At 66.5% G+C, this 15,346-nt stretch carries 14 protein-coding genes; 5 read left to right on the top strand and 9 right to left on the bottom strand.

The window, feature by feature from the left end; genetic code table 11:
• Positions 1–79: 79 nt before the first annotated feature.
• The gene (locus tag GOAMR_RS05920) at positions 80–1,498 is read right to left on the bottom strand and encodes an ADP-ribosylglycohydrolase family protein (protein ID WP_005184101.1); all 1,419 of its coding nucleotides are present in this window, start codon (positions 1,496–1,498) and stop codon (positions 80–82) included.
• 90 nt (positions 1,499–1,588) lie between these two features.
• Between GOAMR_RS05920 and GOAMR_RS05925 the strand changes: the two genes are divergently transcribed.
• Positions 1,589–2,281: an NrtR DNA-binding winged helix domain-containing protein gene (locus GOAMR_RS05925; RefSeq protein ID WP_005184104.1), complete on the top strand. Its 693-nt coding sequence runs from the start codon at positions 1,589–1,591 to the stop codon at positions 2,279–2,281.
• A 119-nt stretch (positions 2,282–2,400) separates the two neighbouring features.
• Here the strand turns inward: GOAMR_RS05925 and GOAMR_RS05930 are convergent, their stop codons facing one another.
• Positions 2,401–2,847, bottom strand: coding sequence for a globin (locus tag GOAMR_RS05930; RefSeq protein WP_005184110.1), 447 nt, complete (start codon positions 2,845–2,847; stop codon positions 2,401–2,403).
• Positions 2,848–2,984: 137 nt separating this feature from the next.
• Entirely contained in the window at positions 2,985–3,611 is a 627-nt protein-coding gene (locus GOAMR_RS05935; protein ID WP_005184113.1) for a lysophospholipid acyltransferase family protein, read from the bottom strand.
• A gap of 70 nt (positions 3,612–3,681) precedes the next feature.
• Here GOAMR_RS05935 and GOAMR_RS05940 point away from each other — a divergent pair, with 70 nt between their 5' ends.
• Both GOAMR_RS05940 and GOAMR_RS05945 read left to right on the top strand, forming a co-directional pair.
• Entirely contained in the window at positions 3,682–4,248 is a 567-nt protein-coding gene (locus GOAMR_RS05940; RefSeq protein WP_244427295.1) for a TetR/AcrR family transcriptional regulator, read from the top strand.
• A gap of 250 nt (positions 4,249–4,498) precedes the next feature.
• The gene (locus GOAMR_RS05945) at positions 4,499–6,355 is read left to right on the top strand and encodes a DUF222 domain-containing protein (RefSeq protein ID WP_005184120.1); all 1,857 of its coding nucleotides are present in this window, start codon (positions 4,499–4,501) and stop codon (positions 6,353–6,355) included.
• A 27-nt stretch (positions 6,356–6,382) separates the two neighbouring features.
• Here GOAMR_RS05945 and GOAMR_RS05950 read toward each other — a convergent pair whose 3' ends face one another.
• Positions 6,383–6,709 (bottom strand): hypothetical protein, encoded by a 327-nt coding sequence (locus GOAMR_RS05950; protein WP_170319117.1) that lies wholly within the window; start codon positions 6,707–6,709, stop codon positions 6,383–6,385.
• Positions 6,666–7,847: an alpha/beta hydrolase family protein gene (locus GOAMR_RS25070; protein WP_170319118.1), complete on the bottom strand. Its 1,182-nt coding sequence runs from the start codon at positions 7,845–7,847 to the stop codon at positions 6,666–6,668. The genes GOAMR_RS05950 and GOAMR_RS25070 overlap by 44 nt, the downstream gene beginning before the upstream one ends.
• A 285-nt stretch (positions 7,848–8,132) precedes the next feature.
• On the opposite strand from GOAMR_RS25070, the gene GOAMR_RS05960 reads away from it, so the two are divergent.
• The gene (locus GOAMR_RS05960) at positions 8,133–9,902 is read left to right on the top strand and encodes a hypothetical protein (protein WP_005184126.1); all 1,770 of its coding nucleotides are present in this window, start codon (positions 8,133–8,135) and stop codon (positions 9,900–9,902) included.
• 157 nt (positions 9,903–10,059) lie between these two features.
• Positions 10,060–10,398, top strand: coding sequence for a hypothetical protein (locus tag GOAMR_RS05965; RefSeq protein ID WP_005184129.1), 339 nt, complete (start codon positions 10,060–10,062; stop codon positions 10,396–10,398).
• Between the two features lie 10 nt (positions 10,399–10,408).
• Here GOAMR_RS05965 and GOAMR_RS05970 read toward each other — a convergent pair whose 3' ends face one another.
• From GOAMR_RS05970 to GOAMR_RS05985, 4 genes are all read right to left on the bottom strand, one after another.
• The gene (locus GOAMR_RS05970) at positions 10,409–11,470 is read right to left on the bottom strand and encodes a class I SAM-dependent methyltransferase (RefSeq protein WP_083836866.1); all 1,062 of its coding nucleotides are present in this window, start codon (positions 11,468–11,470) and stop codon (positions 10,409–10,411) included.
• A gap of 34 nt (positions 11,471–11,504) precedes the next feature.
• Positions 11,505–12,281 (bottom strand): crotonase/enoyl-CoA hydratase family protein, encoded by a 777-nt coding sequence (locus tag GOAMR_RS05975; RefSeq protein ID WP_005184134.1) that lies wholly within the window; start codon positions 12,279–12,281, stop codon positions 11,505–11,507.
• A gap of 114 nt (positions 12,282–12,395) precedes the next feature.
• Positions 12,396–13,769 carry an aspartate aminotransferase family protein gene (locus GOAMR_RS05980; RefSeq protein ID WP_005184137.1) on the bottom strand — a complete coding sequence of 458 codons (1,374 nt, stop codon included), beginning with the start codon at positions 13,767–13,769 and terminating at the stop codon, positions 12,396–12,398.
• Between the two features lie 41 nt (positions 13,770–13,810).
• Complete coding sequence (locus GOAMR_RS05985) at positions 13,811–15,319, bottom strand: CoA-acylating methylmalonate-semialdehyde dehydrogenase (RefSeq protein ID WP_005184140.1); 1,509 nt, start codon at positions 15,317–15,319, stop codon at positions 13,811–13,813.
• Positions 15,320–15,346 lie beyond the last annotated feature (27 nt).

Genomic DNA, 15,346 nt, shown 5'->3' on the forward strand with positions numbered 1-15,346 from the left:
TCGGAGTCCTGGTGCTCGTATATGGCACCAGGACTCCGATTTATTCTGTGGTCAAGCCACTTTCGTACCAACGCCGCGGTTACCGCTGTGCGGCGATCCGACCGAGTGCCTCGTCGAATGCCGAGTTGGGGTTCACCCGAGGCAGTACGCCACGCACCGCGGAGGTGGCCTCGGCCAGGCCGAAGCCCCGTTCCAGCGCGTATGCGATGCCGACAGTCGGGGTCCGGCGATGTGCGGCGACGCAGTGAACCAGCACAATCTGACCTTCATCCCGCAGTGCTGCAACGGTTTCCGCGGCATCCTGGAGGATGAAGTCGAGATTCGGATTCGCGGAAGCTGCGGCACTGTCGAGCAGCCGGAAGGTGATGTGCTCGACACCCGCCGGCACCTGCTCGGTGCCCACCCGGCACAGGCTGATCACCGCGGTGACGCCGTCGGGCAGGTTGTCGAGCGCGTCGAGGTCGCCCAGCCACACACCGTCGTCGTATGGGTGACGTGCGAGGGCGCCCATGGTGCCCGCATCCTTCATCCGCGACTTATTCGGCCACACACCGGCTTTCGGACCACCGTCGACGGTGGTCTGGGCGGCGTGCACCAGATCCTCACCGGTCTTGCCGGGGTACCCGTGCAGGATACGGCGCCACTTAGCGGGGATCGCCGAAGCGCCCCATTTGGCGCCGATCAGCGCGCCGGCGATCGCGGCGACGGTGTCGGTGTCGTCGCCGATGCGGATCGCGGTGTTCAGCGTCTCGGCGAAGCCGTCGGCGTGAACGATCGCCGACCAGGCCGCCTGCAGCGCGCTGACCACCCAGCCGTTCGGGTTGAACCGCTTGGGGTCGGAGGCCTCGGCTTCGTCGATCCGCTCGGTCCAGTACGCCACCGCCTCGTCGTCGAGGTAGCGCAGGCCGTCGCGCAGATCCAGCACGTCGTCGACGATCGCGCGGCGGATGGCCAGCGACCACAGCACGCACGCCTCCTGTGCCCGCGGGTCGAAGTGCGTCAGCGCGCTGATGCCGCGGGCGGCCTCCACGACGGCGTCGGGGTCATCGAGGTATGGCAGCGCGACGGGCGCGGTCCGCATCAGCGATCCGTTGCCGGCGGTGCGCCCGGTGTGCTCGTGCAGGCGCCGCGATGCAGCGGTCAGCGCCTCGGCGGTCGGGTCGGGGCCGATGCCACCGAGGACGCGGCTGGTCTGGATGCCGATGTCCGCCGGACCCGACTCCTGCCAGGTGCGGAAGTTCCGCCCGATTGCGGTCAGCGCGGCCTCGGACCGCAGATCCTGACCCGTCGCGGCGACGTCGAGAATGCACCACGCCATCGTGGTGTCGTCGGTCCATTCGCCGGGGGCGAAATTGCCCAGCCCGCCGCCGATCATCTGCGGCTGCGTCGCATCGCCCAGTGCCGGCCTGAACTCGTAGCCCGCACCCAGTGCGTCGCCGATGGCCGATCCCAGGACCGCACCGCATGCGCGGTCGGTCTGCGCTGAATTCAGCTTCATGCCGAACTCCCTTCTGTCACGCCTGGATTCTTTAGCTCTCCAAGCTCGCTAAAGAAAAGTTAGCATGTGAAGTGCGCTAATGTAAAGGCCATGCCTGACAGCGACCTCGAAAACTATCCACGACCTGGTGTTACGGTCGATCTCGCGATCCTGGTGCTCCGTGGCGCCGCCACCCCGGCGCCCGAGCTCTGCGTCTTGATCCAGGGCCGCACCAACCCCGACGGCCGAGCTCTGCCCGGTGGCTTCATGCGCGAACGCGCCACCGTCGCCGAGACCGTCGACGACGTGTTCGTCCGTAAGCTCGGGGTGACACGCGGCCGGAAGACGCAGCCTCGCCTGCTGAAACTGTTCGATGACCCGAACCGCGACGACCGCACCTGGGCGATCTCGGCCGCCCACTCGGTGTCGATGTGGGAAACCGACCTCGGCTCCGCACGCCGTGACCTGGTACCCGTCGACGCCGACGGCCGGCTCGCGGGGGAGGGGCCGCTGCTGTTCGACCACGACGAGATCGTCGCCGCCGCGGTCGCGGGCCTACGCGAACGCTACGAATTCCGGCACCGCTACGCCGACACCCTCCCCGATCCCGACGGCTTCTTGCCCCAGCCGTTCACCCTGCATCAGCTCCGTAAGGTCCACGAGGCCGTCGTCGGCACTCCGATGCACAAGGACAACTTCAACCGCCGCATGAAACCGTTCCTGGAACCGGTGCTCCACAACGGCGAACCGGTCCTCTCCGAAGGCGACCGAGGTCGCCCCGCCACCCTCTACACCCGGGCCTGACGCCTCCCGCGCCTCACACTTCGTCCCGCGAATCCGATATCGCGACATCCAATTCGCGGGACGAAATCTGCGACGCGGGAATGTGTGGATGTGTGGATGTGCCGAAGTCAACCACGCTGTTACGACACCGCTTGCGGACCCGACCTGTAGCCCTCGAGTTCGGCGATCTGTTGGTCCATGGCCGGCTTCAGGTGGTCGAGAAGGTCGTGCCACCCGGCGTCCATGTCGGCAGTCCACTCGCCGCCCAGTCCGTCGCGGATGGTGTCGCGGATCATTTCGAACATGTCAAACATCATGTCCCTGCTGACATCCCATGCCAGATGGTCGGTGATCCAGAAGATGGAGTGTTGGGCGGAGGTGGTGTGGTCGGCGAGGTCGGAGATCATCATGAGCACCGACGACATCATTCGTTCCTCGGTGGGCCGGTCGTGGGCGAACATTTCCTCGGCCTCCGGGTACTTGGCGAAGAAGCGCTGGTAGATCGCCGCCGTGGGTTCGCCGACGTGTTCGCCATAGAGTTCAAGTGAACTGAGCACCGCGGTGTCACCGGTGTCGAGCTGCTGCACGGCCGTCCTCCGTAAATTGGTATTCAATATTCCGAATAATTCCACTCGGCGCCGTCACGAACAATGGCCGGGCCAAGGAAGGCGACTTTGGTCCCGGGTGCTCCCGCACGGCCAGGCGGGATCCCGGTCGGGGAAGTTCACGCGTACTCGTCGACGTACTCCTGGCCGGCGAGGATCACTATGCGCTGCATCAGCAGGTCGGTGGCCTCGCGGATTCCGGCGTCGGTGGTGACTGGCCGGCCGATGACGATGTCGACGCGGCCTGGTCGGAGCAGGCGTTTGCCGGGCGGGTTCACCGCGGCGGTGCCCCGGATTCCTACCGGTATCACCGGAACGCCGGTTCGTTCGGCGACGCGCATAACGCCGGTTCGCGCCCGGTGGGCGACGCCGTCGCGGGAACGGGTGCCCTCGGGATGGATGGCCCAGACGCCGCCGGCGTCGAGAATCCGGCATGCGGTGTCGAGGGATGATTGCGCCGCGCCCGCGCCGCCCCTGTCGATCGGGATCTGGCCCGACGCGGAGAAGAACCAGCGCTGCACGGCGCTCCGAAGCCCGGTTCCCTCGAAGTATTCGCGTTTGGCGACGAATGTCAGGCGCCGCGGCAGCACGAGGCACAGGATCAGCGAGTCGATCATCGCCAGGTGATTGGCCGCAACGATGTATGGCCCGTCGTCGGGCAGGTGTTCGCGTCCGACGACGCGGGGCCGGGTCAGCAGTCGCAGGGCCGGGCCGATCAGCACGTATTTGAACAGCGGATACCACACGGTCGCCTCCCTATGAGTCGCGTAGACAATGTCTACGGGATCGATAGTAGACAATGTCTGCGTGAGTGACATGCCCTCGGGAACCCGCGACCGTCTGATCCGCGCAGGTATCGAGTTGCTTGCCGATGACGGGCCCGACGCGCTCGCCCTGCGTTCGATCGCCCGCCGGGCGGGCGTCTCCCACGGCGCCCCGCGGCGCTACTTTCCGACGCATCGTTCCCTGCTCGCCGCCATCGCCGCGACCGGACTCCACGATCTCGCCGTCGAGGTGAAGGAACCTTTGGCTGACCAGTCGGTCCCCGTCCGGGGCAGACTGATCGCGGCGGCCCTCGCCTATGTGGGCTTCGCCGAGCGCAGGCGCGGAATGTTCGAGCTGATGTTCCGGCACGACCTGCTCGACGGTGCGGGAGCGAACCTGCGCGCGACGTCGCTCCCGCTGCTCGAAGACCTGGGCAGGTCGGTCGCCGAAGCGTGCCCGGGCGGATCGGCCGACGACGTCACCACCGCCACGATGCGCCTGTGGACATCGATCCACGGCACCGCCGTCCTCCATGGCAACCGCGTCTTCGACCTGGTCGGCGGTCTCGACGTGCGCGCGCTCGTTGCCGATGCCGTCGAATCGGTGCTCACGATGTGATCTACCGGCGTGTCGCGAGTAACTCGCTGCGCGGGAACGAAGTGTCGAACAAGTCGGGCCCAAACCCTGGATTCTCGATCATGTGTTCTAGTAGGTTGAGGTACATCAGCTATTGCGCTCGGGATGTCCGGCGCATCTCGTGGCAAGCGCGTGATCGATCGAATCGGGGGTGACAATGACTGAACCGCAAGCGGATTCAGTAGTGGTCGACCCGCATGGGCGAGGTCGATGGAATGACCTGAGCCGCAGTATGTCCGAGTTTCTCGAAGCGGTTGAAAGCGGCATCGGTGAGGCCGCTGTAGGAGAACCGGACCCGGAGCGTGTGGCGCAGTTGATGACGGCGGTCGGCTCGGTGCGGGCTGTCGAATCCTTTACCGCCTGGGCGCAGTACGAGGCGATCGCGGCGTTGCATACCGAACTTGTCGCCTCGCAACCCGCCGACTACCGGCTTCTGGATGCGCACGCCGAGCTCGGTGCCCGCATCGCCATGTTCGGCGCCTTGACTCAGACGATGGGCGAGCGGCTGGTGGATGAGGCGGTGGCCTTGCGTGACCGGCTTCCGCAAGTGGCGTTGTGCCTGCGGGACGGAGTGATCACCAAACTTCATGTCGCCACGGTGGTTTCGCGTACCGAACTGATCGAGGATGCGGAAGACGCGGAGGCCGTCGACGCCGAGATCGCCGCCACGTTGCGGCGGAGAAAAGGCGGATGGAGCCGAAGCCGGTTGCGGGATATGTGCGACCGCATCGTGTTCCGCCGCGATCCCGACAGTGTTCGGCGCCGTCGCCAACAGGCGCACGAGGATCGCGGGGTGTGGCTCGACACCGACCGAGAACACGGCATGGCCGCTCTCGGCGGAACGATGTCGGCAGAGAACGCGCGGATCGCGTTCGAATCGGTGAAAAGCCTTGCCGCTTGCGCTTGTAAGGCCGATCCGCGGCGGGTGGCCGCACGCCGCAGTGATGCCATGTTTGCTCTGCTGACAGGGCAGCGCTTTGCCTGCGAATGCGGCCTGGCCGAGTGCCCCGCAGTCATTCCCGAGGCGCGGAGTCTGCCGGATTCGCAGGCCCGCATCGTCATTCACGTCGTCTGCGATGAGTCCACCTTGGATGGCAGTGCCGACAATCCCGCGTTCATGGATGGATACGGCGTCACCGGCGCCGACCACGTCCGCGATATCGCCGGCCAAGACCACACGTGGATAAGGCCTCTGGTTCCAGGGGCGACGAAATCCGGCGGTTCGGGAACCGAATCCGCGCAAGGTCGCAGGGCGCAACGGACCACACGGGAGGCGGCGCAGCGCGGCCCGGCGGCCGGTGGCGACGTAGGCAACGATTCTCGCCGGTTCACGCCGGGGCCGGTGGGAGCTGATGAGACCGTCTACGCCGGCCCACCATCCGAGTGCGCTGACGCTCCCGTCAGTGGCGACGATGTCATCAGTGCCGATAGCGCCGATAGTGCCGACAGGGCAGACCAGACAGCCAGGACAGGCGGCGCGGTCGATGCTGCCGGATCGCCGGACTTCGACGCTGTCCCGGCTGGTGGGCCGCTGCCGTCGCATCTGCCGTCCGACCCGTACCGACCCTCGCGGGCACTCGACACATTCGTGCGGATCCGCGACGGCTACTGCACCGTCTTAGGATGTGAAGCTCCGGCCTGGTCGGTGGATCTGGATCACGTCACCGAGTACGACCACCAGCATCCCGAACGAGGCGGGCGCACAGAACCGTTGGGCCTCAACGGCAAATGCCGGTTCCACCACCTGCTCAAGTCGTTCTCCCATTGGGTCGACGATCAGTTCCTCGGCCCAGACGGTCACACCATCAGAGTCTGGTATACCCCCGAAGGGGTCCGGATAGCCGGGCCACCCGAGGACAACACCGCGCTGTTTCCGGGGCTCAAACGTGTCCGCTTCGCCGTGCCCGCCACGGGCAGCCTTCGTGAGCTCATCGACCAGCCGATGCGCGAGCGCACCCGCACCGCCGCCAAACACGCCCGCCGCCGTCACGAACGCGAACTCAACCGCGCCGACCGGGCCGTCGGCCCCGGCTACCGGCCCGCGCACCCCAGCGTCGACTTCACCGACTACGGCCCACCACCGTTCTAGCGGCGCATCCGCGGAGTCGGATGGCAGTCAATCCACTTGTGGGAGACGGATACTAGGCGTCTTCTTGACCTGCCACGCATCGCTGCGGGTCGCTGCCGCCAGTTCTTGTGGCCCTGACCGCAGCCGTTGAGGGCTCAGGCCCTTTTCCTCCATGAAGGCCATCAATTTCTCGATGGTCGCGAGTGCTGCGCCGAGTCGCTTCACGCTTGGCGAGTCGTCGTCGCTGAGTGGTGCCAGGCGGTTGATCTCGGCGCCAATCTGTGTCTCGGCAGCGGTCAACCGGTACCAGAGCTCCTCGTCGTGAGGCTCATCAATTGTTTTGAGCGCGTACTCGATTGCGACCTGGATCACCACGCTCGTGGGATTGACCAGTAGCGGCTGGTTGCCGCCTCTGCTGGTTGCCGCGAAGGTGGCGACCATGGCGCCGGTCGATGAGAGTCCCCCGAGCATTGCGAGTCCGCCGAACATTCCGCCGGGCCCGAACGCGGCAAGGCCGCTTGTGACCGCCGCAGCACCCGCCGCCCCGGCCGCTCCGCCCATGGCAATGCCGACGGGGCCCGCTGCGAGGAGAGCTATCCCCGCCGCTGCAGCGAAAATTTTGGTCTTGGCGTTCAGACCCTGTCGGCCGCTGACCAACTGCGCGAGCTCTTTTCGCCGAGTCGGCGACCTTCTGCCCGGTCTTCCTCGAGAACCCGAGGTCCAAGAAGAGCCCCACAATGGCCTGAAAGCGAGCTTCATCGACATCGACCTCGTAGGGGTCGAGGACGTTCGTGAAGGCGAGGACGACAGCTTGACTGACGGCTTCGGGAAGGTCCCACCGATGGGGCAGTGTGGGGACACGCCCTTTGCTCAGTTGAGCGAATTCGGGTGGAAGCTGTCGGCCTTCGGACTGCACAAGCAATTCCTGGACGAAGTTGTCCTGCAGGATTGCCAGGGCGTCCTCGTAGCGCTCCCGAACCTTGGTGTCGTCGACCTCGTTGGCCACGTGGTGGCCGTACTTGAGGGTGAGGAGTGCGGAGGCGGCACCGTCATCGAGCCGTAGCACGATTCCGGAGCCACTCGCGACGACTTCCTTGCTGGGGTACATGATGTCCGCGACGAGCATGGGGATTGCGGGGCAACTCATGTAGTAGTGCGCGGAGTGCTTCATGGCGCCGGAGATGCCGAAGTCCTGCGCGCCGGGGAAGATCCGGGTGAGGCCGCGCCCGGCGGTGACCAGATCCCAGCAGTCCAGGAAGTTGGACCAGTCATCGACGCGCGCGTACGGGAAGTGTTTGAGGATGCGATCGCTGCCGTCGTGGAGTGCCTCTGAGCCGGCGGGGCTTCCAAGCGTGATGAAGCGGCGGACGTGAACCTTCTCGGGCAGATGGTCGAGGAGGTCGATGGCGATAACGCTGCCGAGGCTGTGACCGATCAAGATGATGTCACCGGATGCGGGCACGAAGCTCAGGATCCGTGCGAGAATCGCACCGCGCACGGGCTCTTCTTTCATATACATCTTGACTTGGTCGAGGACGCCGGCACCGCTGTTGATGGCCGCCGATTGGACCGCGGTGACCCCAGGGCCTGGAACGCGGGCGAACCCGAAGGTTCGCGGGAGGCTCGTTCAAGGCTTGGCCCGGGAACGAACACTCGTCGCAGTGGTGGGGTCTGCGCAGTTCGGGGCGGGAGTCTGGACAATTGAACTTACTTTCGAGTAACGTGCGTCACCAGGGCCGCGGGGGAGTGGCTGGGGCAACACCGGGGGGTGCTGCCGACAACACGGGGAGGTTGTTGGATGCGGATGCGGAGCAGGCTGTTGGCTGCGGTGACGGGGACTGTGCTCACCGTCCCGGCGATCACCTTGGTGGGACAGGCCGCACCGGCTGCGGCGGCACCGTCGAGCCTGGAGCGCGTCGAGAGCGAGTATCAGTCGTCGTCGCCGATCACCTCGGTGGTCTCGTCGGTGGTCCGGCACAAGGTCCCGCTGGCGAAGTCGTTCGGGCCGCACCCGGCGCAGTGTGACTGGGTGTCGTATCTGCGGTTCCGGTCGGCCGACGGTCCTGCGAAATCCTCTGACGCGGACCGGATCCTGGTGGCTCAGCCCGGCGTCCTCGAAGGCGCCGGAGCGTTCGAGTCGGTCGCCAAGAACACCATCGTGAAGGCCGCGAAGCAGGGCAAGCGCATCGAGTTCTGGGCGCTCGACCGCCGGTCGAACTGCCTGGAGGACCACACCGGGCTCACCGCCGCCACCGACAAGAAGTCGTTCGACGTCGCCGCGAACTACTACTTCAAGGGAAAGCCGGTGAACGGCAAGAGGTTTGCCGGTTTCACCAACAACCTCGACAACATCGGCAAGTACGGGTGGCTCAAGAACATCGGCGTCAAACAGACGCTCGAGGACCAGTACGCCATCATGAAGGCCGACGTCCCCGATCAGCAGACGCGTAAGCGGAAGATGCTGTGCGGCGGGCATTCCCTGGGTGGATTCATCACCGGATACTTCGCCGAATGGGACTTCGACGGCAACCGGGCGACCACCGGCGACGCCGGGTACAACCAGTGCGCGGGCTATTTCGCCCTCGACACCGGCATCACCTCCGACCTCACCGCGATGTCCAACTCGCTCAACCTGCCGCCGGGCATCAAGGCCATGGTGCAGATGCCGGCCATTCCCAAGGAGCTCGGCCAGGTCGCCGACCTGCTGTACGGCCTGACCGACTCGGTGCTGCCCGTGCTGGCGCTGCCGACGTTGATCAACCCAGAAACCCTGAACCTGCTGGCGCTGGCCGCGCTGGCCGCCGATACCGACCCGCATGGGGTCAACGCGCTTATCGACGCGCTGCCGCACAATTTCAATATCGATTCGACGTTGCGGATCCTGCTGTCCAAGGACTACGGCACGGCGATCACCGGGCAGCCGAACATCCGGAACATCCGCGCCACCAACCAGGCGGTGCTCGGTGCGATCATGGATGACAACTCGATGCCGTTCGGCATCCTGCAGTCGAGCGTCGGCATGGTCGCGCCGGGTGCCCCGGTGGTGGCGAAGTCGTTCCCGCTGCCCGACAACCTCGCCAAGATGATGCCGATGTCGGCGGCGGCGTGGGGCGACAACAAGAAGGTCGCGCCGAGCCGGATCGACGGCAAGACGCTGTACCGCTGGGCCGACTACGACCAGATCAAGCCGAACGACACCCGCACCCATCCGTGGCAGGAGGTCTCCTCGATCAGTGAGCTGGCGCGCAACATGAGTGAGCCGCCGCTCGACTTCACCGAGTGGTACTTCCCGACCTCGCTGTTCACCAGCCTCATGAACCGCGCCAGCCCGGAAGCCTTCGCGCACCGCCTGTACCCCAACGCGGCGCTGCGGGCACCGATGGTCACCTTCCAGGCCGGCGGCGGTATCGGGATCGACAACCCGCGCGGCCACGGCCGGCTGATCACACTCCCCGGTTACAACCATCTCGATGTGCTGACGGCCGCCGCCAAGCAGAACAACGGTCGTCCGGAACGGGTGTCGGAGAATCTGGCCGCCATGGCCGTCGACCCCCGCTCGATGAACTGACCGGCCCCAAACGGGCCGGCCGGAACTGATCGCCGAAACTGATCGACCAATGGTCCGGTACCGCGTCCGCGGTTCGCTCCGACCGGGGTCCGCTCTCACAGCGACCTCGCAGCGATCCTCGAATGCGGTGCCAGCCACGGACAGTGGAATGGTTCTCATGAGCAGAGCAACAGCAACAACAACCCCGGTCACCAACCTTTGCAGCGCCGTTCTGGTCGTCACCGACGGCACGCTGCGCAGTCGCGACATCGTGATGCGTTCGGTCGGCTCCGGCTACAACGTCGTCGTGGTCGGCCGTCAGGCGCACGACGTCGTCGACTACATGAACGCCGCACTGCACGAACAGGTGTGGACGTTCGTCGCCGACCCGGCCGATCCGGAGCAGGTGTCGCACATCATCGAGCGCGCCATCGACATCGCCGGCCCACTGATGATGATCATCGACCCGGGTGGCCTGCTGGCCGACGTCGAAGCCGCCGACCGCCGCGTCGCGTAAAGGTGCCGAATCAGCGTCGAACAGATGCTGTGACAGTGAATTTCCGGTTGCGGGCGAGCTGCCGGGTGGGTCCGACGACGCGTTCGAGGATCGGCCGGTAGCGCAGGTGGGAGTTCCACACGCACCACAGTTCGCCGTCCGGCGCGAGCACCCGGCCCGCGTCGGCGAACAAGCCGCGGGCGATCTCCGTCGACACCGTGGCGTCGTTGTGGAACGGCGGATTGAGCACGATCCGAGACTCCGACGAATCCGCTAGCAGCTCAAGACCATCCGCCCGCGTGACGGTGATCCGGTCGGCTACCTTGTTGATCTCGGCGGTGGCCCGGGCCGACGCCACGGCCACCGCACTGCGATCGGTGGCGGTGACCCGCAGCCCCGGATCGCGCAGCGCCAGCCATGTCCCGATCACGCCGCTGCCACAGGCCAGGTCGACCACGGTCCCGGATGGCGGCGCAGAACCCAACTGTCCCAGCAGAAAACGGGTGCCGATGTCGATGCGGGTGCCTGCGAACACCCCGCCGTGTGCGGCGACGGTCAGTCCCAGATCGTCGTGGCGTTCGGTGCGCGGCCACCCCGACAGCGCACCCGCGGCATCGGCCCGCCGGGTGCCCGAGGCGATCAGCACCCGCGACTTCTGCCGTGCCAAAGACACATCCACCCGGTCGAACACGGTCCGCAGCACATCGTTCATCGCCGTCGTCATGTGCTTGATCCGGCCACCCGCGACGAGGGTCACCTCCGGTGCCGCATGGGTGGCGACAAGCGAAGAAACTTCGGCCAGCCGGTCCAGCGACCGCGGCAGCCGCAGCAACACCACCCGCGCACCGTCGAGCAACTCCGGGCCGAGCGGCATCGACCGATAGGTGACACCGGCCGCCGCGGCGTGCGAGGCCAGTGACCGTTCCCCGGTGATCAGATCCTGATGCACCCGGATCTCGTGGGCCCCCGCCGCGGCAGCACCCAGCACGAGCGCACCGTCGACGTCATCGATCACCACCACAACACCCGGACCGTCGAGGAACGGCGCGGCCTCATCGAGGATCAGCCGGTCCGGCGGTGTGCTCACATCCATGCCGAGCACGCTACGCGGCGGGGCCTCGCCCGGTTCAGCGGCTGCGCCAGCGGTCCAGCCTGCTCTGATGTTCGGGATCGCGATGGGCCAGCGGCTGCATCGCCGCCGCCATCCCGAGTACGGTGTCGAGCGGACTGGTCCGCGACTCCTGCAACAGCCGCTTGGCCATCCGCAGGGAATGGCTGGGGTTCTTGGTGATCCGCGCGGCCAACTCGTGTGCGGCGGGCAGCAGGTCGTCGAGGCCGACGACCCGGCTGACCATGCCCCATTCGAGGGCGGTCGCGGCGTCGACCCGGTCGCCGGTGAACGTCATCTCGGCGGCCCGCTCGTAACCGACGGCCCGTGGCAGGAACCACGATCCGCCGTCGCCGGGGATCAGGCCGATCTGCACGAAACTCTCCGCGAAAAAGGCCTTCTCCGAGGCGATCCGGATGTCACACATCATCGCGAGGTCGCAGCCGGCGCCGACCGCGGCACCGTTGACGGCGGCGATGATCGGCACCTCCAGACGGCTCAGCGCACGCGGTACCCGCTGGATGCCGGCGATGTAGGCGCGGCGCTGCGCCCGCTCGTCGAGCCCGAACATGCCCTGGCCGTCGGCCATCTCCTTGACATTGCCGCCGGAGGAGAAGTGTTTGCCCGCGCCGGTGAGCACGATGGCGCGCACCTCGAGGTTCTCGTTGGCCTCGTCGACGGCGCGTTCGATGGCCTCGACAAAACTGAGGTCGGTGATCGCGTTGCCGGTCTCGGTCTGGTTGAGCGTCCAGACCTGCACTCCTCCGGTGGTGGTGACGTCGAGCGGGGAATCCATGGGTGACCTTTCGTCGGCGATGACTAGTTCCGTCCATCATGTCGGTGCGGTGTTGGTGCACATACGAAAGCACCCGCCGTCGGCGGTGGCCGGCGGCGGGTGCTTCCGATCAACTCACAGGCTGCGGTCGGCAACCTCGAGAGCCTGGTCGAGGATCGCGAGACCCTCACGCGCCTGCTCATCGGTGATGTTGAGCGGCGGCACGGCGTGGATGCGGTTGTAGTTGGCGAACGGCAGCAGGCCCAGCTTCTTGCATTCGCCGATGACGGCGTTCATGGCGTCGCTGGTGCCGCCGTACGGGGCGAGCGGTTCCCGCGTCGCCTGGTCCTTGACCAGTTCGATCGCCCAGAACATGCCGACGCCGCGCACCTCGCCGACGCTCGGATGCCGCTGCGCGATCTCGGCCAGGCCCGGACCCATGATCTCGGTTCCGAGACGGGCGGCGTTCTCGACGATGCCCTCCTCGGCCATCGTGTTGATGGTGGCGACGGCCGCGGCGGTGGCCAGCGGATGACCGGAGTAGGTGAGGCCACCCGGGTACGGCCGGTTGTCGAAGGTGGCGGCGATGTGCGGGCTGATCGCCACACCGCCGAGCGGCACATACCCGGAGTTCACGCCCTTGGCGAAGGTGATCAGATCGGGGATCACGCCGTCTGAATGCTCCACCGCGAACCATTTGCCGGTGCGGCCGAACCCGGCCATCACCTCGTCGGCGATGTACATGATGCCGTAGCGGTCGCAGATCTCCCGCACGCCCTGCAGGTAGCCGGGTGGCGGCACCATGATGCCGGCGGTGCCGGGCACCGATTCGAGGATGATCGCGGCGATCTGGCCGGGACCCTCCATCGCGATGACCTCGTTGAGATGGGCGAGGGCCCGCTCGCATTCCTGTTCCTGAGTCTGCGCGTAAAACCGCGACCGGTACAGGAACGGACCGAAGAAGTGCACCACGCCGGCGTCGCCGTAGTCGTTGGCCCAGCGCCGCGGATCACCGGTAATATTGACCGCGGTGTCGGTGCCGCCGTGGTAGGAACGATACCGCGACAACACTTTCCGGCGTCCGGTGTGCAGCCGCGCCATCCGCACCGCGTTCTCGACGGCCTCGGCGCCACCGTTGGTGAAGAAGACCTTGTTCAGTTCACCGGGGGTGCGTTCGGCGATCAGCCGTGCGGCCTCGGAGCGGGCGTCGTTGACGTGCGAGGGCGCGATGGTGCACAGCTTCTGCGCCTGCTCGACGATCGCGGCGACCACCTTGGGGTGTTGGTGGCCGATGTTGGTGTTGACCATCTGCGACGAGAAGTCCAGCAGCCGTGTACCTTCGCCGTCCCAGACGTAGGAGCCCTCGGCCTTGGTGACGGTCATCGGCTTGAGTGTGGCCTGCGCCGACCACGAGTGGAACACATGCTTGCGATCGAGTTCGTAGGCGCGGCGGCCCGCTTCGAGCTCGGCATCAGAGACGGTGGCGGGCGGATTGTCGATGGTGGTCATGAAAGGTGATTCTCCTCCAAGAGTGCGTGCTACGCGGGCTGTCAGACGTTCTGGGGGAAGCCGAGATTGAGGCCGTCGGTGCGGACGCTCGGATCCTGCCAGCGCGTGGTGATCGCCTTCATCCGGGTGAAGAAGTTGACGCCTTCGATGCCGTGGGCGTGGGTGTCGCCGAACAGCGAGGCCTTCCAACCGCCGAAGCTGTAGTACGCCATGGGAACCGGGATCGGCACGTTGATGCCGACCATGCCCACCTCGACCTCGTTCTGGAAACGCCGGGCCGCGCCACCGTCGTTGGTGAAGATCGCGGTGCCGTTGCCGTACGGGTTGGCGTTGATCAGGCCGATCGCCTCCTCGTAGGTGCCCACCCGGACCACCGACAGTACCGGGCCGAAGATCTCGTCGGTGTAGCAGGACATGTCGGTGGTGACATTGTCGAGCAGGGTCGGGCCGAGCCAGAAGCCGTCCGCACCACCGTCGGCGGTGACGTTCCGTCCGTCGAGAACGATGGTGGCGCCGTCGCTTTCGGCGGCGCCGACGTAGGAGGCCACCTTGTCGCGGTGCACCTTGGTCACCAGCGGACCCATGTCGGCATCGCCGGTGCCGTCGCCGGTCTTGATGGTGGCGGCGCGTTCGGCGATCTTGCCCACCAGGGTGTCGGCGATGTCGCCGACGGCCACGCACGCGGAGATCGCCATGCAACGCTCACCGGCGGAACCGAATCCGGCGTTCACCATGGCGGCGGCGGCCTCGTCGAGGTCGGCATCGGGCAGCACGATGGCGTGGTTCTTGGCGCCGCCGAGCGCCTGCACTCGCTTGCCGGCGGCGGTGCCGGTGGCGTACACGTACTGGGCGATCGGGGTGGACCCGACAAAGCTGATCGAGCGAACCTTCGGGTTGGTCAGCAGTTCGTCGACGGCGGTCTTGTCGCCCTGCAGCACGTTGAACACGCCGTCGGGCAGGCCCGCCTCTTTCCACAGCTCGGCCATCCACAGCGCCGACGACGGGTCCTTTTCGCTGGGCTTGACCACCACGGTGTTGCCGGTGGCGATAGCGATGGGGAAGAACCACATCGGCACCATCGCCGGGAAGTTGAACGGCGAGATGACACCGACGACACCGAGCGGCTGGCGCACCGAATGCACGTCGACGCCGGTGGAGGCGTTCTCGGTGAATCCACCCTTGAGCAGATACGGGATGTTGCAGGCGAATTCGACGACTTCCTGGCCGCGGCCGACCTCGCCGAGGGCGTCGGAGAGCACCTTGCCGTGTTCGGCGGTGATGAGTGCGGCCAGCTCGTGCTTGCGCTTGTTGAGCAGCTCGCGGAAGTTGAACAGGATCGCGGTGCGCTTGGCCAGCGAGGTGTCGCGCCAGGCGGGGAAGGCGGCGGCGGCCGAGTCGATGACCAGCTGGGCGTCGGCGACGGAGGCGAGCGCCACCTGGCCGGTGACCTCACCTGTGGCCGGGTTGGTGACCGTGGCGGTGTTGCCGGAGTCGCCGGCGAAGAGCTTGCCGTCGCACCAGTGCGAGATCGTGGCGGGGGTGAGGGACATGTGGCGACCTCCGGGAAACGCTGTGAG

The sequence above is a fragment of the Gordonia amarae NBRC 15530 genome (assembly GCF_000241345.1).
In the GTDB taxonomy this organism is placed as follows: Bacteria; Actinomycetota; Actinomycetes; order Mycobacteriales; family Mycobacteriaceae; genus Gordonia; species Gordonia amarae.